We start from the raw sequence: 20323 nt of genomic DNA, 5'->3' as shown, positions 1-20323 counted from the left end.
TGCTCCGGATGGGCGGGGTCGCCGATGGCATCGAGGTATTCGGCATAGCCTGGCGCACCGCCTACGTCTTCTGGAGGACAACGACCGGCGGCATCGAGCAAGAATGGAAGACCGTCCGTCGACGTGTTGTCGAACCATGTTTCGAGCTTAATCACATGATCCCAACTGTCGCCGAAGTCATAGAGATAATGGCTCGTCTTGGCGCCGGTCTCTTGAACGATATTGGAGAGCCGCGTCTTGCGGGCATCGATAGGCTGGGGACCAAAATCACCATCGGGATCAGGGATGCCGCAACGTCCTTCGCCAGCCAGGAACTCGAAGAGATGGCTACCGGCCGAGATCGTCATGGCAGATACAGCCTATGACGCCGATCATTTGCGCATTTGCGTGAAGCTATCGTCGCCAAAGGAGCGCTCGCCGTTATCCCCAACAACCCGTCACGGGCGCTCAAAATATCCGCGCGACAAGCATCTCTACGCTCAGCGCCACCTCGTCGAATGCTGCTTCTCAAAGTTCTAGCAATTCCGCCGCGTCGCTGCCCGCTTCGAAAAGACAGCCCGTAACTACCTGGCCATCATAACTATCGCTGCTACCGTCTTATGGATGCGATAAGTGTCCACACGCTCTAGGCTAGCTAGGAAGTGCTTCTCGCCGCCCGCAAATGGACCCGGTTCGACCCGTGCTCCGCCCTGACACGACGCTTTGAATGTCCCCCCGCATAAACAACCCGGTTGTGCGTCCTGAACCTCACATTTACCAATTCTCTAAAGCCCGTGAGAACCAGTTCCCCTAATCACACGGCAACGACCTCCTGCTATTGAAAGGTAGACAAAAGGGAGAGCGCCTCGTGTTCGGCATTGTTCGGATCCTCGTCTTGATCGCCTGCGCATATGCCGAATCTGCTGTTGCGGAACTGCAGCTTGCCGGCTCTTCATCTTCACAAGCCGTCCACGTCCATGACTGAGCATCATCCGATTTCGTCCGAGCACGCGCGCGCTATCTGTGAAGAGATTGGCGACAGACTCCGCTTTGCCCTGCGAGACAATTACGCCGATCTACCACCAAGGCTGCGAGAACTTGTCGATCGGCTCGCTCGGCTGGATTGTGATGCTCCATTGCTGGTGCCTACGATGGAGGAGATGACGAGACCGCTGGTGGAACCAGCGTAGGTCTCCTCACCACCTCACAAGATCAGATCGTGCGGCACATGAGCAACGAGAGCGCCTGGCGCATAGATTGGAGCGATGTGGAAATAGCCGTCTGGTTGGTGGTCCCGCACCGGCGGTTCAATCGCTCGCGCTCCATAGGAAATCGCCGGCGGCACATGAGCTCCGGCGGTGTGTTCGTGATGATCGAACCACGCCGGGCTTTGGTCGAACGCTGTGAGATAGGTGTTGCCGACGGCAGGGTCGGTGGGTGTGCCGGCCGCTATCGGCGTACCGGACGTGGCGCCGGCAGCCTCAATCGTGGGACTGGACATGGTCGTCGTTGAGCCGGTGCCGCCGCCGCCGATCGGCGTCGTGCTGTCCAAAGTGGCCGCAAACGTGAAGGCGGCCGCCCCGGTCGTGCTGCCCTGAAGGTCGACCTGAAAGCCGGTCGCCGCCGAATCACCGTCCCTATCGACTGCGGACACATTGAACAATAGATCAGTGCTCGGGATAGTCGTGCTCTCGTTATAGGTGATGTTATTGACGGTGAAGGAGGTGTTACCGGCTGCGGCGTGATCGTAGTTGACCTGGACCTGCCCGAATGTGTGTCCAACGTAGAGCGTGTAAGTCAAGGTCGTGCTGTCAAAGGTATAGGTATCTACCAGCGAAGCGTTCGATGTCTCTTGCACCACAATGTTGGCGGCGCCGCCGGATGGCTTCGGTACATTGATGTTGAAGTCATGGATGTCGGCGCCGCCGTCAAGAACCTTGAAGATGACATCCGCGGTGCCGTTGCCTTGCCATTGGGTTAGAACGAAACTGACCTGCGATTGCTCCTCCAGGAAGGTGAGATTCAATTGCTCGTTGGGATCCATTTGCAGCCCGGTATCGCCAACCGCGATACCGTTGTTCGATGCCTTGACATCGAGGAGATTACCAGTGTTGTCAGAACCGGTAATGACAAGCTGTCCGTCCGGAGCAATGAGTGACGGCGTCCCACCGCCGGAAGCTCCGAAATCGGATCCGGCCACGGTTACCTCCTTCAAAACCTCGACGCTCTCGGTATCAAAGGAATAAGTTCTGTCTGGATTGAGCAGTAGGGTAAAGTACGGATCGGTCAGCGTTCCGCTTGTATCTGCAAAGTAGGCGTCCAGTTCCACGCCACCGCTTACCGCATGGGTCGTATAATAGAAGGAGTAGTCGTCGCCATTTCCGGTTACGTGCACCGACGTAATGCCGCCGTCCAGGCTCGACGTGGCCAGATCGTATCCCGTGCTTCCGACTGCGCCGTTGTTGATTGCGATGAGCATTGCGGCATCGCCGTCCGCACCGAAATTGACCTGAAAGGTGCCGTTCGCGATCTGATTATCTTGAGCAGCGATGACGGTCTCCTGGAACCCTCCAATCGTCGGCCCGTCATCGGTGATCGTCAGCCGGCTGCCGAGGTCAATGCTCGCGCTCTGGAAGTCGCCGTCCCTGTCGGTGATCGTTGCAACCAGGCTGACAAGCCCGGCGGAAAGCGACACGCCTTCGCCGGTGTCCGGGCTGGTGGCTGACGCCTGCATCACCGCCCGGTCCTCGGTGAAGGTCACAAGCCCGGTTGCCGGATCAAGCGTGATGGTGAAGGCCAGCGTGCCGCTGCTGCTGCCGACATGACCCTCGATGGTGTTGCCGTTCAGAACCAGCAGGTCGGCCAGGCCGGTATGGGAGTCGACCAGCCCCGAGGCGGTGCCGTTGCCGCCGGTGATCGCCAGCGCGTACCTGATCGTCGCGCCATCCGCACCTTGAACCGAGCTGAACGCCGTCGCGAAGTTGCCGGACGTCGTCGTCAGCGCCGCGTTGGGCGCCGAGCCGGCGATGTTGTCGTCCAGCGCGGTGGCCGTCAGATGGGTCTCGCTCAGCGTCAGCGACGGCGCCGTTCCCGTCGCGGTGATGTGCGGCCCGTCATCGGTGATGGTCAGCCGGCTGCCGAGGTCGATGCTCGCGCTCTGGAAGTCGCCGTCGCTGTCGGTGATCGTTGCAACCAGGCTGACGAGCCCGGCGGAAAGCGACACGCCCTCGCCGGTGTCCGGGCTGGTGGCTGACGCCTGCATCACCGCCCGGTCCTCGGTGAAGGTCACAAGCCCGGTTGCCGGATCAAGCGTGATGGTGAAGGCCAGTGTGCCGCTGCTGCTGCCGACATGGCCCTCGATGGTGTTGCCGTTCAAAACCAGCAGGTCGGCCAGGCCGGTATGGGAGTCGACCAGCCCCGAGGCGGTGCCGTTGCCGCCGGTGATCGCCAGCGCGTAGCCGATCGTCGCACCGTCCGCACCTTGAACCGAGCTGAACGCCGTCGCGAAGTTGCCGGACGTCGTCGTCAGCGCCGCGTTGGGCGCCGAGCCGGCGATGTTGTCGTCCAGCGCGGTGGCCGTCAGATGGGTCTCGCTCAGCGTCAGCGACGGCGCCGTTCCCGTCCTAATCAAGGGGCCGTGGATAGTGACCGTCACAACCTCTGGGGTGCCGCCTATCGTGGTCACCGTGAAGGTGTCGGTCAGCACATCGCCGACGTTGAGCGCTTGCACTGAAATGTTCGCTTCGTCGAGCGTGTAAGTCCACACGCCGGCCGTTGTTATCGTGAACGTGCCGTAGCCGCCGACGCTTTTTGTCGGCGAGCTGACGGCCGTGAAGGTGTTGGGCGGATCGTCGACGTCGGTGTCAGTGAGCAAGCCGGTCGCGATGAGTAGGCCGGGCGAGGCATTGGTGACCCCGACATCTGCAATCACCGAGCCGGTCGTGGTACCGGAAATGATGGAGGCGTCATTGGTGCCGAGGATGGTGATGTTGAAGGTCTGACCGACCAAGAACGAGCCGTCCGATACTGTAATGGTGAAGCCCTGGGTCGCGTTAGTCTTCAACGCATTGATCGCATCATTGTTTGGAACGAAGGCGTAGGCGCTGGTTGTGCTGTTGAGGTAGAGCGTGCCAAACGTGCCGACGGTCGACTCGTCGTATGTCAGCCCGCCCAGTACCGTCTTGCCAGCAATCTCCCCGCTGATGCCGTAAGTCAGTGTGCCGCCATTAGTGCTGCTCGCGGAGAACGTCCCGGTTGTCGTTTTGAAAGAGTCAAATGCCGCCGTATCGACTTCAGTCGGCGCAACCCCGAGATTCAACCGCGGTGGCGTCGGCGGCGTCGGCGGCGCTTTAAGGATTTCAATACGTGGGATGACGATCCCGTCTAGCGGTGGGAGTGAGTTTTGCGGCGGCGGCGGGTCAGGCTGAGGAAAATTGATTGGTTGCAGGTATAACTCGTCGAAAAACGGTGTGCCGGACCCCTTTGCCCCCAGTCCTTCCTCGTAGGTGGCGAGCGCATCTTGTTGTGCCTCCCGCAACTGTGCCATTTGAGCAGGCGTATTCGTGATTTGGTCAATTCCGATCGAGGAGCCCCTTTTGGCTAAGACGATTGTCTCCTCGGGATCGTCAACGATGAAGTGGATCCCATCCTTGGTGACGAGTTCGAACACGCCGTGATGGAGGCTTTTGTATGGGATGCTGTCGTCGTCCAGGAACGTAACGTCCGGCTCCGCGGCCTGGGCTTGCTTCAGGAGTGACAAAGTCAGCGCCGCGAGCGACAGCACACCGATGCTGCCGGCCGGTGCCTGGCCTTGAATGCCGCCAATAGGCGCGTCCGTCAGGAAGCCTCGCTTTACCGGCTGGCCGCCAACAAAAGCGAGTATCCGTCGGATCATCGCGAACAACGCTGAGCGCTGGGTGCGGATCGAATCCCGCGCGAGGCCGCTCAACTCCACGCGCCTGTCACCGGACAGGTTGAGAACGCTACCGTCGATGAACCGAATTTCGATCCGCGCGTCGGTTGCCGTCTCGATCACGTCATCCTGGCAGACAGGATCGCCAGCCAGGGCGTGAACGGCTAGGCCGCCCGCACGCGTGACAGTGCCACAACCATGCACGGCCTGAATATTGCCGATCAATTGGGGAAGCTGGCCCAACGCGACCATGCAAGCGTCCCCAAACTCCACGCCGGACGCAACTGCCATTTGCTTCGAACCCGCCCGCTGACGAACTCAGCGACGAACTCAGGCGGAGCGTGGTGCAGCACCCTTCGAAGTCTGGTCTGCCCCCGCCACGAGATCAAAATATCCTCGCGCCGGCAGCCGTACGCTTGCCCGCAGAAACGTCCTGATTGAACCTAAATTGCGATCGTCGATCTAAATTTCAGAGTAAGGGGCCTTCAAAAAAATGGCAGGACTACTGTCATTTCCTTGCGGTGCCATCCTATGCAACTGATAGTATATTTTAAAGAATGTCTACTTTTAATTTGATTTACACTAAACTTGCAGGATTGGTCTGCTGTCATTCTGCTGTCCTGGCTCGGCGGTCAACCGTCGGGTTGCGACACGACAATATCTTCTCAAACAGGAGGGGATCGTGCGTTTGAATCGTCAATTGGTCGCAAGTCTCGCTTTGGCGCTCGCATGTCTCACGTTTGGTCCGGCGCTGGCGCAAACGGGTTCTGTCCAACCCGCCGTTCAGGATGCCGCAGCAAAGTTCATCGGCAGAGTTGTAAAGGCCGTCGGTTCGTTCACGATCGAACATGCGCGTGCCTCGTCGTTCAAGCCAATGCGTCAAACAGTTCTGACCAATCCGGTCAGGCGAAGGTCGGAGACCCCGTCTATTTAGGCGACGTGGTGCGGACCGGAGCCGACGGGCGGGTGGGAATTAACCAAACCTGCTAAGCCCCCGCCTATGGCGGGGCGAAAAAAGGAAGTTCGACAGCTGCGGGAATGAAGTCATGGAGTCTCCTTGGGGAACCGCCAAGAACCCTCAAGGAGACCATGATGGAAGCAGAGTACAATCATCTTAATCACGCGACATGGGAGTGCAAGTACCACGTCGTGTTTACGCCGAAGTACCGCAAGAAGCTGCTGTTCGGGAAGATCAAGCGGCATTTGGGCCAGGTATTTCACGATCTGGCACGACGGAAGGAGTGCCGGATCGAAGAAGGTCATCTGATGCCGGATCACGTCCATATGTTGATATCGATACCTCCCAAGTATTCGGTGGCGCAGATCATAGGGTACATGAAGGGGAAGAGTTCGATATGGATCGCGCAGAATGTCGAACGCAAGATGCGAAATTTCCTGGGCCACAAATTCTGGGCTCGCGGATATTTCGTCACGACCGTCGGTCGTGACGAGGAAATGATCCGGGCTTACATCAAGAATCAGGAAACGGCCGACCAGCAGCTGGATCAGTTTGAGCTAAAGATCTCAGCCGCTCCAAAGTCGAATCAATCGTCCTAACATCCCTTAAAACCGCCTTTGGCGGTTCCCAATCAAACCTCCAGCTCTGCTGGAGGTTATTGGCTTTACCGATGGCACCTCGTTTAGTCTATCGAGCAATGCACGGATGATCTTGGACGAGTTCGTGTACGATCCGAACGGCAAGTCAAATTCGACGCTGCTCAAGCTGACCAACGGAACGTTCACTTTCGTTGCCGGCAACATAGCCAAGACCGGCAACATGACGATCGACACTCCTGTTGCAACGATGGGAATTCGGGGCACCACTCCACGCGTCGAAATATCGGACGATGGCACGGTCAAATTCGGTACTCTCATTGAAGAAGGGAAGAATAAGCCTCCTAAAAAGCCCGGGGCGCGACCGGCGTTGCAGCCCGAGCAAGACGGCTATCACAAGTTCAGCCCGAACATCTGTCGAGGGTGTTAGGAGCGCAGGCGAGGCTTCGGCCTTGAACGGCTGCTTGCGAAATCAGCGACTGCACCTCCGCAAAACCGGGTGCCCGATATGAACATTCGTGCAATGACCGGTACCATTGGCCGCTTCGCGTCGCTTCTTGTCTTGCTACTGCCCGGGCCGCCAGCGGCCGCACAGAACTTGAAGCCAAAGGCTGACTATCTGCGGAATATCGAGTTGTGCAGCGGCCTGGATCACAAGTCGCCTGACGCTCGCATCGATGGTTGCACGGCACTCATCGATGCACGCCAAGACATGACGACGGATGGCTTGGCTACCGCCTACAATAATCGTGGCAACGCCTATACCGCCCGGCGGGACTACACCCACGCCATCCAGGATTACGAAGAGTCAATCAGGCTCAATCCAACCTACAGCAAGCCGTTCAACAACAACGGCGTGGCTTACCTGAAGAAGCACGAATACAATCTCGCGACCGAAGCTTTCGATCAGGCAATCAGGCTCAACCCCAACTACGGCGAAGCCTTCGCCAACCGTGCTGCAGCCTACTTGAAGAAGAAGGAATATGAGCTTGCAGCACGAGATTATGATGAGGCAATTAGCCTTGAGCCGAACCTGGAAGGCGTGTGGAACGGCCGCTGCTGGACCCGGGCCATCCTGGGCGCATTGCAGGCCGCGCTGGCGGATTGCAACAAGGCACTTCAGTCGGATTCTGGCAGCGCCACGACCTACGACTCGCGTGGCCTGATCTACCTGAAGATGGGCCAGCTAGCCGCGGCGATCGAAGACTACAGTTCTGCGCTTCGGTTGGATGCGAAGATGGCGACCGCGCTTTATGGGCGCGGGCTTGCGAAGCTCAGGCAAGGCGACAAAGCTGGCAGCGAGAGCGATATCTCAGCGGCAAAGGCAATCCAGGGTAACATAGGCGACGACTTCACACGTTATGGCGTGCAATAGACAAATGCATCAACGCGAACGTCGGATTTCCGCCGCTTGACGGCCGAAAAGCGCGGGAGGTCATCACTGGACGCGCGCCCGAAGCTAAGGCGTTTGGAGGGCGACGTCGCCGATCTGGCGCCGAATTCTGAAACGCGTACTGAAACACGATATTATCCTGGTCTCGTTCACTGGAGCGGCGCCGATGCAACGTCCTCGAAATCCATCTGCCATATCGACGGCGAGGACGACGGCGGAAGCTAAGAGCAAGGATGGGGAGCGGTGCGCGAGGCATCGGGTTTTCAAGGCGATCGATGACGCCTATCGGGAAGGCAATCTCGACGCGCTGCTTGTCGCCCTCGGGGATCCCGCTGACTTTCCGAACAGCCTCGATCCCTCCGATTTCGGGCTAGGGGACTTTCCGCTTGAGTACGCGATTTATTGGAGTCCACTCGAGTTTGTACAAACACTTCTCGACCATGGCGCAAATCCGAACTACCTGCCCCGAACCGGTTTTCCGTCTCTGATCGCTGCACTCTCAACCAAGCGATCTGACCGACTCGATCTCGCGCGTCTGCTGCTGTCTCGCGGTGCCGATACGGGGCAGCGTGGCTTGAATGATTGGACGCCACTCCATTATGCGGCCAGTTTGGACGATTCTGCTGCTATTAAGCTTCTATTGGCTTATGGAGCCGACGCCGGCGCGCGAACTCGAATTGACGATTGCGCCACGCCCCTTGAAGAAGCGGAAATCCTGAACCGCAGGCGGGCCGCCGAGGCGCTGAAGCGCTCCCCTTGAGAACGACTTGGGAAAGCCTTGTTGGAGGTTGGCAAGGAAGTCCATGTGGCGAGTAACCTGTGAGACAAAAATGACCGCCGGGCGTGAACCGGTCGGGGCTGACGCAGATGCCGTCCTGCGCTGCAGCAATCCGCCGGTTGAACGGGGCTGGGTAGCCGGAACCGTCCTGGCGCTGCTCGGTCGCGCCGGCGTTCCATCGAGCAAAAAAGAGAAGCCACCGCCGGCAGCCTATTGACGGGGCAACCCCGGCGGCCTTCTATCGCTGCGCATTAAATTAATAATTAAATTACTTTTACGATCGGAGGATCAGCATGGATGATCCAGTAGATGCGCATTTGCGCACGTCAGGCGCGGCGACATCAGCGCGCAAATTACGCACTGCACTTAACGAGCTCGTCCAACAGTTAAGCCGTGGGAATTCGCTGGATCGACCGGCGGCGCTCGAGTTGATCCAGAGGGCCCGTGCCGAAGTCCGGCGGAATATCGAACGGCGGTAGGAAAAACAGATGCATGGGACCATACTGAACCGCATTCGGAAGCTGGTGTTCAAAATTCGAAGCCGAACGCGTGCCGGACGTTTTGCCGAGAACATTCGGCGCGTGAACCGCATGGCGCGGCTGATGACGATCGTCCGGCGCGCCGCACCGAAAGACCAGCGGGCAACGAAGTGAGCGACCGAATCCCGTGCTATGCTCGCTCACGAGGCCGCCATCGCGCGCGAGGTGGCCGGCCGGCCGTGCCAAAGAGCAATAGCCGTGATCGACGTCACTCCGCCGAAGGAGAAAAAATGAACACAGAAAAACTGCTTGCGGAGATAATTGGCGAGCTTCCCCTGATTTCGGTCAACACAGAATCCTCGGCCCCTACTTTCTTCGATGAGGAGCCCGCGTTCCCAACTCTCTCTAACCAGCCGAGCAATGTGACGCCGGTGATTGAAACCGCCCCAGTTGCCCCTCCGACCGACACTGCGGTGCGACGAGCGGAGCAAGCAAAGTCATTGCTGGCCGGGCTCGATCTTAACACCGCGATCCGCCGTGAGCGGGGCGCATCCCCTACGCAGCAGGCGGATTAGTCGTCCGTTAAGAAACCGAATTAAGCGGAGAGCGGTCGCTGGCGGCAGCGATGAGGGTGGTCAGGATCAGGCACCAAAGAGCCCTTAGCCAGGCGATGATGCGGCGGAAGTTGTGGCCGACGGCTGAGAGGATGACGTTAGCCGCATCGCCGGCGCGGCCTTTGAGGTAGCAGCGGCCGAGGTGACCATCGGTCTTCAGGTGTCCGATGATGGGTTCGATGGCGGAGCGGCGGCGCAGCTCGCGCTTGATGACACCGAAGACGCCGCGCTTCTGGCCAGAGATGAAGATTCGGCGGGGATTTTGTGCGTTGTGACCGCGGTATCCCTTGTCGACATAGGCCCGCTCGATCGCGCAGCCGGTGAGTGTCTCGGTGCGGTCAATGACGTCCTGCAAGGTATGACCGTCGTACGGGTTATCGGGTAGCGCCGTGGCGTGCAGCACGAACAGGCCCCCAGGAGCCAGGCGGTTGTTGGTGACGATGGAGGCTTTGACGCCGAACTCGTAAGGCGCGGCTGCTTTGCCCTTGCCGATGCACTCCACCTCCGGGGCGTGGAAGGAATAGAGCTTCCAGCCGCGCTGGCGTTGCTGCTGCGAGCGGATCTGCGAAGCCCGGCTGAGCGGGAGGGCGAACGCGTTCTCGATCACAGCCTGACCTTCGATCTTGCGGCGGAGATCGCGGATGATCCGGCCCAGCCGGCTACGCAGGATGCGCAACTGCCGCTGATGCCGTTTGAATTGCTTGGCATGGGCGTAGCGCCCCGCCATCATTGCCGCGGTCTTGGCAATGCGAAGGTAGGACTGCCGCAGCTTGACCCCGTGCTTCCTCGCCAGGCGGTTGAGCCCCTTGATCGCCGCGTGCAGCAGCTTGGCATCGGTCGGGAAGGTGATCGCCTTCGGCTGCACGGTGGTATCGACCGTGACCCGCTTGAGGTCCTGGCTGCGTAACGCGCCGGCCTCGTGCGCCACCCGCAAGCTCTCGGCCAGCAACAGCTCCAGCTTGTCGCCGAGCCGTTTGCGCCAGTGGCTCAGGTCCGAGCGCTCGTGCGGGAAGGCGTGCTGAAAGAACTCTTCGCCGGTGAAGAACTGGAAGTACGGGTCGTGGACCCAGCGCTCGCACACCCCCTCATCGGACAGGCCATAAATGTGCTTGAGCAACAGCAGCCCGATCATGAATCGGGTCGCGATGCCTGGCCGACCGTTCTCGCTATAGAGCGGCGCGATCTCACCGTCGATCCAGTCCCAATCGACTTTGCCGGCGAGCTGAACCAGCTCGTGCTTCATATTGATGATCTGGTCCAGCCTGGCCCGGAACAGATCGCCCGATCCCGTCGTCCTGTGCTTCTTCGGTCGCATCGCCACCTCCGATGCGACGACGGAATCATGACTGGCGATTCGACGGAATCCTGAAAATGAAATTGCAGGGTTCCGATGCTCGAAGCATCAAAACCCTGCAATCGCAAAACAGTCCACAACGACAAATGCGATTCTAGCTCAATCGCTTAGCCGCTCTTCACGGACGACTAGACATTTCGGGCGAGCGGGACGCAGCGGGGTCCCCGCTCGGCTATCGCCAGGTAAGCCCCCAGAAGGCGATGAGCAGCAAGGCGCAGGCGCCTAGTCCGAACAGCGGCACGAGAGTTTCCAGCATCATGGCACCTATCAACCCCGCCCGTTGGTTTCCCTTGCCATCGCCGCAGCCGCGCCTGTTGCCACCCTACCCCTCCGTCGGACCCGGAGGCTGTTCCGACCCCAGGGGGCAATTAGAGCGACATATTAGCTTACATTAATTATATAATATCTAATTTAAAATTAGCACACCAGCAACCTTTCCCACGCAGGAGCGTTGGGAGGCCGTGCACGACCGCGAGGCCGCCTCGGGTAGACCTACGATGGGGCGCGCCGACGCAGTGATTCCCTTTTAGGCTAAAGTACCTTTTATGGCTTGGGGCGAAATGGCCAATTTGACGGGACGTTTTTTCGACGACGCAGTACTTCTCCACGAAGTTGGGCTGGCACCACGATTGCGCAGCGTACTGACAATACATGGCATCAAAACTGTTGGCGACGTGCGCGCCAAATCGGATGCTGAGCTTTTCAGCCTGCCGCGCGTCGGTCCCGTTTCTTTGATCAAACTTCGGAAGCTATTCGGCCCCAGCCGCTCAAAAGACCCTAGACGCCTGCGCATTCTGTAATTCTATTGCGAGGGCCGCCAACAGAGGCTCGGTTCATTCAGTAGCGTGTTAGTGCGGGCCTGCTGATGGCGTTTCGCTTGACGATGCACGATATCGGAGCCAGGCAAGCCGTTACCCCGGGTCATGTTTTGAACGAGTTGATCGAAATGGGATTCGTCGAGATGCGGGACGGGGTCCCTACACTCACGCCGAACGGAGAGCGGCCATTTCCCATTCGTCCATCTTGGAGGCCAAGACGACAGGCCTCTAGACGCTGGCTTCTTTTACATCCACCCCGGACATTACATCGGATCTCGCTTCTCGGCATTGGACGATCGGAGCTCGTCACCAAGCCAGAAACCGAACAACAGCAGCCCGGCAGCGTTTTCGGGCTTGTGGCTTATATGTTCGATCACCGTCGGTTGCCGCAATGGGGCGATCGTCATGTTCGGAGCAACATTTGCGTCCCCCGCTGATCGCTCCAACTCGTTACTTGGCGCCATCGGCCGCTTACGGATCGGCCGAAAATACATGCCGACGGCGAAAGCCAGATTGAGTAGAACCCAGCCGGCCATCACATACAGAACCGTTCGCAAATCAAAGTCCTCTGATTGCCGTGAGATCAAATCCGTAGAAAAATCAATTCGTTGGTACTCTGCGAGGGAAGAGCCCTCACCGCTAAAAGCAGTAAAGTTAATACTAAATTAGTTGCGACGCAACAGGAATTTAAATCGGCTGCCGGGCACCCGCGCAGCTTCGGCCTCATCTGTTCGACGCAGCCTGGCGCGATGGCGCTGGCTCTAGACTAGGGAGAGGAAGGAAGACGGCGGCTGATGACGGGGCGCAAATCAGCCAGATCGATGAAGGCGTCAGCCTGACGCCGCAACTCGTCAGCGGCTGTCATCGGTCGGCTTGCGACCGTCGAGACCACGGTCACGCGCACGCCGCGGCGTTGCATCGCTTCAACCAGCCGGCGGAACGCGCTGTCGCCGGAGAACAGCACCATCTGGTCGAGATGCCCGGCAAGCTCCATGGCGTTGACCGCTAGTTCAATTTCCATGTTGCCCTTTGTCTTGCGGCGGCCGCCGGTGTCAAAGGACCCTTTGTTGGGCCTGGTAACGACGCTATAGCCGTTGTAGTCCAGCCAATCGATCAATGGCCGGACCGAGGAATATTCCTGATCCTGGGTCGCCGTGTAATAGAACGCGCGTAACAGCGCCCCGTGGCCCTTGAATCTCTCGAGCAGACGCTTGTAGTCGATGTCGAAACCGAGCGCTCTCGCGCTCGCGTGCAGGTTGACGCCATCGATAAACATTGCGATTCTGTCGCTCAACTCAATCGCCCACCATGAATTGCAAATGGCATCGCCGGACGGCGCCGGCATTGGAAAAGCAGTCCGCGACTGGGGTCGAAGCAACCACGCCGAAAATCTCGATTTCCTCGACCACCACGGCAGCGGACAAAATGGGATCAAAGTCAGGAAAGGCCCGGGTTCGCCCCCGATCCGGAAAGATAAATCTAGCATGAATGGACAAAACGACCAATTGCATTGCGCAAATATTAATGCTCGATCGCTAATTTTGGCTATGATTGAAAGCAGGCCAAGGCCCAAGATCCGACGATGGCCGCTACGCAGGCGCCGCCGCCAATCGGCGTGGGTTACGCGCGACGGCGTGACCGATCACGAGTGCTCGGTCTCGGATGTGTCGGAACGCGGCGCCAGGATAAATTCCGACATTGAAGTCGCACCGGGGAGCCGCCTTGGGATCACGCTCGTCCCTGGAGCTCCCAAACGGACCTGCGAAGTGGTCTGGCGTCGCGGAAACACCTTGGGCATCAAATTTACCGGCTAAGGGAGCGCCCCGGCAAGAAGGGCGACTCTACGACCGGGATACCCTCGGAATGAAGATGCCGTCGACCAAGGGCGGGCACCACGGCGACCCCGGTCAACTGCCTCGCCGGCCGAAGCATAGCCAAAACAACCCGCGCCGGGCCGGCGCAACCACACGCTTGTCTCAGCACCAGATGTTTAGCCTCGCGTCTTGATGGACACTACGAAGCCCTTCGCCTCGATAGCGCGCACCAGTTCCTCCAGGCTCAGTTCAATTCTTGTCGATCGGACCTTGCCGCTGATTTCGCCATTGCGAACATCGCCACTGTAAGCTTCGCTATTGGCCCGCTGACCCGTCTGAAGATACGAGCGGCTTACACCCAAGACCTCAGCGATCAGATCGACGGTGCCGTTCCTTGGTACCGTACCCTTATTTTCCCAATGCCAGATCGCGGCCGGACTGACTTTTATGAGCTTTGCAAACTCCGCAACATTCATGGAGCGCTGCTCCCTCAGTTGCTTCAGTCGTCCGGAAAACTCCGGGTCGTGTTTTGATCTTACGTTAGGCACAGTCGTTTTCCTCATTTACCTTCCATATTTGCTCAGAGATCGAGAATCAAGGATGATGACCACGGCAGGAACAAGGCTCGGTTCCAATACGCAATCTCACCACTCATCCGTGACAGTCGAGCACGATCTTTAGGCAACTCAGCGCTTTATTCACGCAATGAAGCAAATTCATGATCGTCGCGATAAAAACAGCCAAATTACCGAATTGGTAGTACGATTAATCGGCACAACCGAGAATAGTTCCAATGCCTGATCAACCATTTTTTTGGGAGCAACCGTAGCCTGCCGATGAAGGACCGAAACGCTAGCTCGCGGCACCGGATAGAGCGTCGTCAGGTTTCAGTGCCTTATTTCGCTGAGTCGGGCCCTTTATCTGCGTCGTCCTTCGCGATGCCAAACAACCGTGCATCCCGCCCACGACAAGCCGGTTCTCGGCTTGCCTGATCGTTATATAGCGTTGGAGTTAACGCCTCCATTAATATTTTTACCGAACGCGCGCTAAACTATCGCGCGGATTTGGCTGCCCCGTGCCGTCTCATCATGGGTCCAGCCAGAAGATGCAACGGACGGTTGGGGAGATGAAAGGGCGCAAACGACGCCGTTAGCGCAACCGCCGGCGCCGCAAAACTAATGCTAGGCACCTCGCCCCGCCGGCCCGGGTCTTGGTCGTGTAAAAGCGCTGTTGCATGGCACGGACCGGCGCGGTCGAACTCAGGCTACCGCAATCCGATCAATTCGGGCAGATTTTACGGCCGGTCGACCAGAACTCGTCCTGACGCAACATCGCGCCCTATGAACCGCAACGGGGCGCGCCAGCGCCCGTATCACGCCCTCACCACCGCCAGCAGCGGTTTCATCCCGACGATGTTCAGCACGCGTGTCAGATTGTAGCCGAGCACGCACAGTGCCATCTCGGTCGCAACTTTCGGCAGCGTCACGCACAAGAAGTGCGTCGCGCCCATGCGCATCTTCAGTGTGCCGAACGGATGCTCGACGGTCTCGCGGCGTGTGCGATGGCGTTTGGATTCTTGTCGAGCCGCGCCTGCGCGCGTTCGAGGACGCCCTCGTGCACCCATCGCTTGATACGGCGTCGCGGGTTCGGCACGCACTTCGATTTGAGTGGACAGGTTTTGCAGGCGTTCGTCCAATAGTTGCGCAGCTTCTGGCCATCTTCCTCGTTGGTATAGTAATATTTGAGTTTATCACCGGCCGGGCAGCGATAAGCATCCCCGTCTGGCAGATAAGCAAAGTCCTGTTTGCCGAAGCGCCCCCAAGCCTTCGCGCCCGACGTCATCGGCTTGGGCAACGTCACCGTGATGCCAGATTGCTCGCATGCCAGGATTTCTTCGCCCTTGAAGTAGCCGCGATCGGCGACAACATCGAGCGTGTCGACCCCAAGAACGGCCTTGGCTTGCCGGGCCATGTTTGCAAGTTGCGACCGGTCTGAGCCGCTTGTTGTCACCTCGTGCGCGACGATCAGATGGTTTTCTGTATCGACCGCCGTCAGCACGTTGTAGCCGACGACACCGGAACCACGGCCGCTCGTGGCCATCGAACGGCTGTCGGGATCGGTGAACGATATCTGCTGATCGGGCGATGCCAGGACCTGTTTTTCAACGGCTGCGAGTTTCGCCATTTCAACGGTCAGATTTTCAAGCCGTTCTTTGATCCGCGTCTTTTTTAATTCCAGCGTTTCCGACGGCTCCTGCCGGTCGTCGGTATCGAGCTGAGCGAGATAGCGCGCAACACTCTCCTCCAATTGCGTGCGCCGCCGCTCGACTTTGCCGCGCGTGAAGTTCTTATCGCGATTATTGACGGCTTTGAATTTACTGCCGTCGATGGCGACGCTGGCCGTCGCGAGCAATCCCATCTCGCGGCACACCTCGACGAAGCGCGCGCAGACTTTTTTGATGCGGGACCATTGTCCTTGCGGAAATCGGCAATCGTTTTGTGATCGGGCGCAAGCCGGGCGAGCAGCCACATCACTTCGACGTTGCGGCCAGCTTCACGCTCGAGCCGGCGGCTCGAATGCACACGGTTGAGATATCCGTAAATGTAGAGCCTTAAGAGCGCGGCCGGATGACACGACGGCCTACCTGTCCCGGCAGGCTCAACGCCACCGAACCCAAGGTCAGCCAGATCGAGCGCCGCAACGAAGGCGTCGATCACGCGAACCGGATTGTCATCTGCAACCCAGTCATCCAGGCATTCCGGCAACAGAGCCGATTGCCCCCGATCAGCCCCTTGCACGAAGCGCGTCATGCCCAGCTCCGCCGACTCAATGCGGGAATCATAGCAGCACAGCGTTTTCACACAGCCAGGGTCGTGACCGGCTTTTACTGTCTCTTTTCGCTCGGTCCTGGATTTGCCGACCACACAGCCAGTTTGCAAAACTCCACCACGCCGCCTATTTTAATTATTGTAAAAATTACGTTTGCAGATTTAACTATTATCGAATTAGGACGCATAACTGATGGCCGATTCGACTGGCGGCAATTTCAGCATTCGCGATTTTGTTTCGTTCACGTACTTTGAGGAAGGCGATCCCCCGAACGCGGCGGTCTTCATTTTCAAGGACAATGCTGGCAAGACGCTCGTGCTCACCACGACGCTGACCATAGCCTCGGAAATGCAGGCTCTTTTGAGCAAAGCTTTTTCGCAGATGGCGCGCGCCGAGGGCGCGGTCGAGATGCGGACCTCGCCGGAACGAGTAGAACACTACAATGCAACACCGTCGCTCGACGAGCCCGACGAGGTTGTTATCCAGATCGAGGGAGAGCGTTCCGATCCAATCCAGGGGCGGATGAAAAAGGCTGAGGCGCGGTCTTTCGCCGCGCTTTTGATCGCAGCCGCACAGCACGGGCAGAAGCCGAACTAGCCAGAGCCATTTCCATTCCGATTGAATCGGAACGGGGCTCTAGATTCTTGTTTTGACGCGCTTTCTTTGCGCGAACCGGTATCCACTTCGCTCGAAGCGCTCTGGTCAGCTCGCCCCAGCGACAGGCGAACACTCTGAGCAGCACACGATCAAAGACTCACCTCGAAGTCGACTTATCTTGCCGCACCGGCAAAAGCCGTTGAAGCGAAGCAACTTCGGATGGCAAGTCCGCGCAACTCGGACGCTGCGACCATCACGTCTTGACGGCGCCCCTACGCGACTAATGCGGCGTCGGTTCGAGCTCCCTGGCAGCCGTCAGGGGCGCTGCAAGCGACCTGACGTCGGCTCTCTCCATTTCTGTGAAGGCCTCGTTCAGCAACGTCCGCATTTCCGAAGCAATTTCCAGCGTGGTGCTGAGCATCAGCATCTTGCCAGTACTGTCGTTGAATACGAATACGGCTGAATTGGAGGGATCATCGCTCTCGAAGTAAGTGAACGAGGTGAACTCACTAATACTGTTATGACTAAATACCCGATCGGTCATCAAGCTGTCCTGGTTTCCAAACCCTGAGTTTATGCACTCGGAAATACAATTCTGCACGTCGCAACTTAGCATTATTATTATCATCCCACTGGGGTCTGCAATCCATATACCGAGCTACCGTAGTAGTACGGAAACGAAATCTTCGAGATATTTCTGAAGTAAAGGCAGCTTAGGCGCGCGTCCCAGTGCTCGAAATTGACGAAGCTTGGAATCTGGCGCCCGTTCGCTAAAGCCGGGCAGCACAATATCGCAAGATTTTCGTCAGCGTCACAGCCACGAACTGAAGCACGACCGTGAGCCGAATAGTAAGCATCCGGCGTGGGCCGCCACGCGGATCACTCTAGCTGATAATGCTTGAGAAGCGTGGGATCGTCTTTGTGCATTTTGATCAGATCGATCAGGTTCTCGGTACCGAAGTCGGTGAACGCCAAGATGCCATCTTCCCCGACTCCGTAGACCCAGATAACGCCATCCTCGATTTCCATTCCGTTGGCGATGTCGTGTAGCCAGAGAATGTAATTGAACGCTTTGACCAGGTCGTGACCACGGGAGAGCCTGGCGGCCTGTTCCCCCATATAGGCGCGAAGATCGTCGACCAATGGCCGGCTTAACGTCCGCCGAACGGCCAGACGTTCTTCCGCGCGCTTGCCCCTCGATCTCGAACAAGGCATCGATCCGGCGCACGACTTCGATCGCGATGGGCGAGAGCGGGATTTCCTTTTTGCCCTGGGCCTTGCGGCGGGCGTTTTCCTCTAGATCAGCCATGGCGAAGAACGGACGCCTTGCATGGACCCAGTACGCCGCCTCCCGGATCGGGCCTGGATTTCGCCCAGCCAGATAAAGATGGTTGTAGCCATCATAGGCGTCCGCTTGCAGAATGCGGGCATAGCCTGCAAGATGCATTCTCGGGTGCTCGCCCTTTCGGTCGCGTGAGTAATAGAACATCGCCGCCGGCGGTCCCGTTCCGCCAAAAGGCCGGTCGTCCCGAACATAGACCCAGCATCGTCCTGTATCGGTTTTGCCCTTGGCCAGCACCGGGACAGTCGTATCATCCCCATGAAGGCGCTCGGCCGCCATGACATGGGCCTCCACAAGGCAGCGGATAGGGTCAAGCACTGCGCTGATGCCGTGGTCATCGCCGCCATCGAGGCTGGGGTGCCGTCCCTTGTTGAGGCCCGCACGCTCGTCGACCAATTCCACGACATGATCCGAAAGAAGGACCTCGACTTGTCCCTCGTAACAAAATGTAAAGAAAATCCATTGACATATGAACGCGTTAGTAGAAAAGTTCGAATCTCTCCGAGCGCACCATTCCGGTAAACGCAATTGGCGCCGAAGCTCGCCGTTCTCCTGAACGCAAGCCGTCGAGTGCAACTAGCATAAGTGGCAAGGGACTGGACCCACTGACCGGCGTACCGAAATCCAACCGAGGGGGATTACATGCTGCGCTTGTTCGCGAGTATGGCGTTGTTGCTTTCCGTGCATACGGCCGGAGCGCAAGACCGACCGCCGCCTGATGTCCAGCCACCGCTTGCTCCACCACCCTTCGGCGGCTCCGCAACACCTCCAACCGATCTGGCGTCCGGGATCGGCAATTACTGCATATATGAGAACCTTATCTATTCCATTGGCTCGCCCATTTGCGTTGGCAAAACGAGCTATGTATGCGCTCCGACAACTACCAATGCGGGCTTCAATCAGCGAGGGTACTGGACACCCAGACCAGCTGACCCCAACCTTCTCGTCGCGGCCGCTTGCGATTAGCGGTTCCAGTTCAGGGTGCCCCGTCTTATTGCGGAGGAAGTTACGGCGACAGTGCTGGACTGAATGCTACCAAACGCCGGAAGACCTGACGCGCGCTGCACCCGGCCGTCACGAAGCTCCCCGGCCGGAAGCACGAGACGCTCCGACGATGTGACCATCCGGCGCTTCCAGAATGACGGCAATCTCTTCGCCGTCCGGAAGGGACTGGTCGATATGGACCGGCGTCCCCCGCCAGTCCGCGACCGGCCGGAACGACCGGACGATGTTCGACTCCGGCATGGTCCGCCCCTGATTTTCGCCGCGGCCGATCGCCGTAACGTGCTCGCGGTCAAAGCCGACGAGATACACTTTCGCGGCGCCCTGCCCCGAACCGACGTCGATCGAGACCTTTCCGTCCCTCGCAACGACGCGCACGTCGGCGGCCGTCCTGCTCTCGGTCCGAGCCCTGGCAATCGCTCCGTTCACGTCATCGCGATACGAACCGACAAGGCCGGTCCCGCCGTCCACGACGATCTCGGGCGTGTACGATCCATCCCCGAACCGCCGTCCATACCGCGCCTGGCGGTCGGTGGCCGTCTGCAGCGAAAACGGATCCTTCCAGCCCAGATAATCCCAATAGGTCACGTGGAAGGCCAGCGCCAACACGTCGGAGCGCTGCTTCGACAGTTCATTCAGATAGGCGTTCGCCGGCGGGCACGACGAGCAGCCTTGCGAGGTGAAAAGCTCCACCACGATGGGCCGGTCCGCCGCTGCCGCAACATGAGGAGAGATTGTCGCAAGAGTCCCGATAACAAGCAGTTTCCACGATCGCATGTGAACCTCCAAGTTCGTTCAGGGGTCCATTCGGGGATTAGGCCGGCTTGTTACAGAACCTGGTCCACACGTTTAGGTGAA

General features: G+C 58.6%; 18 protein-coding genes and 4 pseudogenes. 10 read left to right on the top strand and 12 right to left on the bottom strand.

From position 1 onward, the window contains the following. Window positions 1–38 precede the first annotated feature (38 nt). A pseudogene (locus ACP2YO_RS19775) lies at window positions 39–347 on the bottom strand (plasmid pRiA4b ORF-3 family protein); the annotation flags it as partial. On the opposite strand from ACP2YO_RS19775, the pseudogene ACP2YO_RS19770 reads away from it, so the two are divergent. Then, window positions 328–612, top strand: a pseudogene (locus tag ACP2YO_RS19770) (transposase); the annotation flags it as partial. The pseudogenes ACP2YO_RS19775 and ACP2YO_RS19770 overlap by 20 nt on opposite strands. Window positions 613–1183: 571 nt before the next feature. Here ACP2YO_RS19770 and ACP2YO_RS19765 read toward each other — a convergent pair. Continuing rightward, entirely contained in the window at window positions 1184–5143 is a 3960-nt protein-coding gene (locus ACP2YO_RS19765; protein ID WP_426442328.1) for a DUF5801 repeats-in-toxin domain-containing protein, read from the bottom strand. Window positions 5144–5983: 840 nt separating this feature from the next. Between ACP2YO_RS19765 and tnpA the strand changes: the two genes are divergently transcribed. The 6 genes from tnpA (at window position 5984) to ACP2YO_RS19735 (ending at window position 9670) form a co-directional block, all read left to right on the top strand. Then, entirely contained in the window at window positions 5984–6448 is a 465-nt protein-coding gene (gene tnpA / locus ACP2YO_RS19760; RefSeq protein WP_426442327.1) for an IS200/IS605 family transposase, read from the top strand. Window positions 6449–6560: 112 nt separating this feature from the next. Beyond that, the gene (locus ACP2YO_RS19755) at window positions 6561–6875 is read left to right on the top strand and encodes a FecR domain-containing protein (protein ID WP_426442326.1); all 315 of its coding nucleotides are present in this window, start codon (window positions 6561–6563) and stop codon (window positions 6873–6875) included. 78 nt (window positions 6876–6953) lie between these two features. Beyond that, window positions 6954–7820, top strand: a complete 867-nt coding sequence (locus ACP2YO_RS19750; RefSeq protein ID WP_426442325.1) for a tetratricopeptide repeat protein — start codon at window positions 6954–6956, stop codon at window positions 7818–7820. 184 nt (window positions 7821–8004) lie between these two features. Beyond that, complete coding sequence (locus ACP2YO_RS19745) at window positions 8005–8598, top strand: ankyrin repeat domain-containing protein (RefSeq protein WP_426442324.1); 594 nt, start codon at window positions 8005–8007, stop codon at window positions 8596–8598. Between the two features lie 70 nt (window positions 8599–8668). Further along, entirely contained in the window at window positions 8669–8833 is a 165-nt protein-coding gene (locus ACP2YO_RS19740) for a hypothetical protein (RefSeq protein ID WP_426442323.1), read from the top strand. A gap of 552 nt (window positions 8834–9385) precedes the next feature. Continuing rightward, the gene (locus ACP2YO_RS19735; RefSeq protein WP_426442322.1) at window positions 9386–9670 is read left to right on the top strand and encodes a hypothetical protein; all 285 of its coding nucleotides are present in this window, start codon (window positions 9386–9388) and stop codon (window positions 9668–9670) included. A gap of 7 nt (window positions 9671–9677) precedes the next feature. Here ACP2YO_RS19735 and ACP2YO_RS19730 read toward each other — a convergent pair whose 3' ends face one another. From ACP2YO_RS19730 to ACP2YO_RS19720, 3 genes are all read right to left on the bottom strand, one after another. Beyond that, entirely contained in the window at window positions 9678–11024 is a 1347-nt protein-coding gene (locus tag ACP2YO_RS19730) for an IS5 family transposase (RefSeq protein ID WP_426436472.1), read from the bottom strand. A gap of 1120 nt (window positions 11025–12144) precedes the next feature. Then, on the bottom strand, window positions 12145–12438 hold the full coding sequence (locus tag ACP2YO_RS19725) for a hypothetical protein (protein WP_426442321.1): 294 nt from the start codon (window positions 12436–12438) through the stop codon (window positions 12145–12147). A gap of 209 nt (window positions 12439–12647) precedes the next feature. Then, window positions 12648–13226 carry an NYN domain-containing protein gene (locus ACP2YO_RS19720; protein ID WP_426442320.1) on the bottom strand — a complete coding sequence of 193 codons (579 nt, stop codon included), beginning with the start codon at window positions 13224–13226 and terminating at the stop codon, window positions 12648–12650. Between ACP2YO_RS19720 and ACP2YO_RS19715 the strand changes: the two genes are divergently transcribed. Beyond that, entirely contained in the window at window positions 13201–13695 is a 495-nt protein-coding gene (locus tag ACP2YO_RS19715) for a PilZ domain-containing protein (RefSeq protein ID WP_426442319.1), read from the top strand. The two genes, ACP2YO_RS19720 and ACP2YO_RS19715, sit on opposite strands and share 26 nt — an antisense overlap. A 176-nt stretch (window positions 13696–13871) precedes the next feature. Here ACP2YO_RS19715 and ACP2YO_RS19710 read toward each other — a convergent pair whose 3' ends face one another. The 3 genes and pseudogenes from ACP2YO_RS19710 to ACP2YO_RS19700 form a co-directional block, all read right to left on the bottom strand. Next, window positions 13872–14171: a helix-turn-helix domain-containing protein gene (locus ACP2YO_RS19710; RefSeq protein WP_426442318.1), complete on the bottom strand. Its 300-nt coding sequence runs from the start codon at window positions 14169–14171 to the stop codon at window positions 13872–13874. A gap of 896 nt (window positions 14172–15067) precedes the next feature. Continuing rightward, window positions 15068–15795 (bottom strand): annotated as a pseudogene (locus tag ACP2YO_RS19705) (transposase). A gap of 128 nt (window positions 15796–15923) precedes the next feature. Next, a complete protein-coding gene (locus tag ACP2YO_RS19700; protein ID WP_426443259.1) occupies window positions 15924–16412 on the bottom strand; it encodes a transposase in 489 nt (162 codons plus the stop codon). Here ACP2YO_RS19700 and ACP2YO_RS19695 point away from each other — a divergent pair. Together ACP2YO_RS19695 and ACP2YO_RS19690 are read left to right on the top strand one after the other, a co-directional pair. Beyond that, entirely contained in the window at window positions 16323–16778 is a 456-nt protein-coding gene (locus tag ACP2YO_RS19695; protein ID WP_426443560.1) for a hypothetical protein, read from the top strand. The two genes, ACP2YO_RS19700 and ACP2YO_RS19695, sit on opposite strands and share 90 nt — an antisense overlap. After that, window positions 16717–17121 carry a hypothetical protein gene (locus tag ACP2YO_RS19690; RefSeq protein WP_426442317.1) on the top strand — a complete coding sequence of 135 codons (405 nt, stop codon included), beginning with the start codon at window positions 16717–16719 and terminating at the stop codon, window positions 17119–17121. Before ACP2YO_RS19695 ends, ACP2YO_RS19690 begins: the two co-directional genes overlap by 62 nt. Window positions 17122–17401: 280 nt before the next feature. Here the strand turns inward: ACP2YO_RS19690 and ACP2YO_RS19685 are convergent, their stop codons facing one another. The 4 genes and pseudogenes from ACP2YO_RS19685 to ACP2YO_RS19670 all read right to left on the bottom strand — a co-directional run bounded on the left by ACP2YO_RS19685 (window position 17402) and on the right by ACP2YO_RS19670 (window position 20242). After that, the gene (locus ACP2YO_RS19685) at window positions 17402–17665 is read right to left on the bottom strand and encodes a hypothetical protein (protein ID WP_426442316.1); all 264 of its coding nucleotides are present in this window, start codon (window positions 17663–17665) and stop codon (window positions 17402–17404) included. Between the two features lie 335 nt (window positions 17666–18000). Next, window positions 18001–18201, bottom strand: a complete 201-nt coding sequence (locus ACP2YO_RS19680; RefSeq protein ID WP_426443258.1) for a hypothetical protein — start codon at window positions 18199–18201, stop codon at window positions 18001–18003. Next, window positions 18175–18784: pseudogene (locus ACP2YO_RS19675) on the bottom strand (IS66 family transposase); the annotation flags it as partial. The pseudogene ACP2YO_RS19675 and the gene ACP2YO_RS19680, both read right to left, overlap by 27 nt. Window positions 18785–19537: 753 nt before the next feature. Then, window positions 19538–20242 carry a DUF1223 domain-containing protein gene (locus ACP2YO_RS19670; protein ID WP_426442315.1) on the bottom strand — a complete coding sequence of 235 codons (705 nt, stop codon included), beginning with the start codon at window positions 20240–20242 and terminating at the stop codon, window positions 19538–19540. Window positions 20243–20323: the final 81 nt, after the last annotated feature.

The sequence above is a fragment of the Bradyrhizobium genosp. P genome, assembly GCF_049949265.1.
Lineage (GTDB): Bacteria > Pseudomonadota > Alphaproteobacteria > Rhizobiales > Xanthobacteraceae > Bradyrhizobium.
This window is presented reverse-complemented; position numbering and strand designations above follow the sequence as displayed.

Excerpts from the sequence above, each read along its gene's own strand:
- ACP2YO_RS19765 (WP_426442328.1), bottom strand. The coding sequence starts at position 5,143 with ATGGTCGCGTTGGGCCAGCTTCCCCAATTGATCGGCAATATTCAGGCC.
- tnpA (WP_426442327.1), top strand. The coding sequence starts at position 5,984 with ATGGAAGCAGAGTACAATCATCTTAATCACGCGACATGGGAGTGCAAG.
- ACP2YO_RS19750 (WP_426442325.1), top strand. The coding sequence starts at position 6,954 with ATGAACATTCGTGCAATGACCGGTACCATTGGCCGCTTCGCGTCGCTT.
- ACP2YO_RS19745 (WP_426442324.1), top strand. The coding sequence starts at position 8,005 with ATGCAACGTCCTCGAAATCCATCTGCCATATCGACGGCGAGGACGACG.
- ACP2YO_RS19740 (WP_426442323.1), top strand. The coding sequence starts at position 8,669 with ATGACCGCCGGGCGTGAACCGGTCGGGGCTGACGCAGATGCCGTCCTG.
- ACP2YO_RS19735 (WP_426442322.1), top strand. The coding sequence starts at position 9,386 with ATGAACACAGAAAAACTGCTTGCGGAGATAATTGGCGAGCTTCCCCTG.
- ACP2YO_RS19730 (WP_426436472.1), bottom strand. The coding sequence starts at position 11,024 with ATGCGACCGAAGAAGCACAGGACGACGGGATCGGGCGATCTGTTCCGG.
- ACP2YO_RS19715 (WP_426442319.1), top strand. The coding sequence starts at position 13,201 with ATGGCATCGCCGGACGGCGCCGGCATTGGAAAAGCAGTCCGCGACTGG.
- ACP2YO_RS19720 (WP_426442320.1), bottom strand. The coding sequence starts at position 13,226 with ATGCCGGCGCCGTCCGGCGATGCCATTTGCAATTCATGGTGGGCGATT.
- ACP2YO_RS19710 (WP_426442318.1), bottom strand. The coding sequence starts at position 14,171 with ATGAATGTTGCGGAGTTTGCAAAGCTCATAAAAGTCAGTCCGGCCGCG.
- ACP2YO_RS19695 (WP_426443560.1), top strand. The coding sequence starts at position 16,323 with ATGACACGACGGCCTACCTGTCCCGGCAGGCTCAACGCCACCGAACCC.
- ACP2YO_RS19690 (WP_426442317.1), top strand. The coding sequence starts at position 16,717 with ATGGCCGATTCGACTGGCGGCAATTTCAGCATTCGCGATTTTGTTTCG.
- ACP2YO_RS19685 (WP_426442316.1), bottom strand. The coding sequence starts at position 17,665 with ATGACCGATCGGGTATTTAGTCATAACAGTATTAGTGAGTTCACCTCG.
- ACP2YO_RS19670 (WP_426442315.1), bottom strand. The coding sequence starts at position 20,242 with ATGCGATCGTGGAAACTGCTTGTTATCGGGACTCTTGCGACAATCTCT.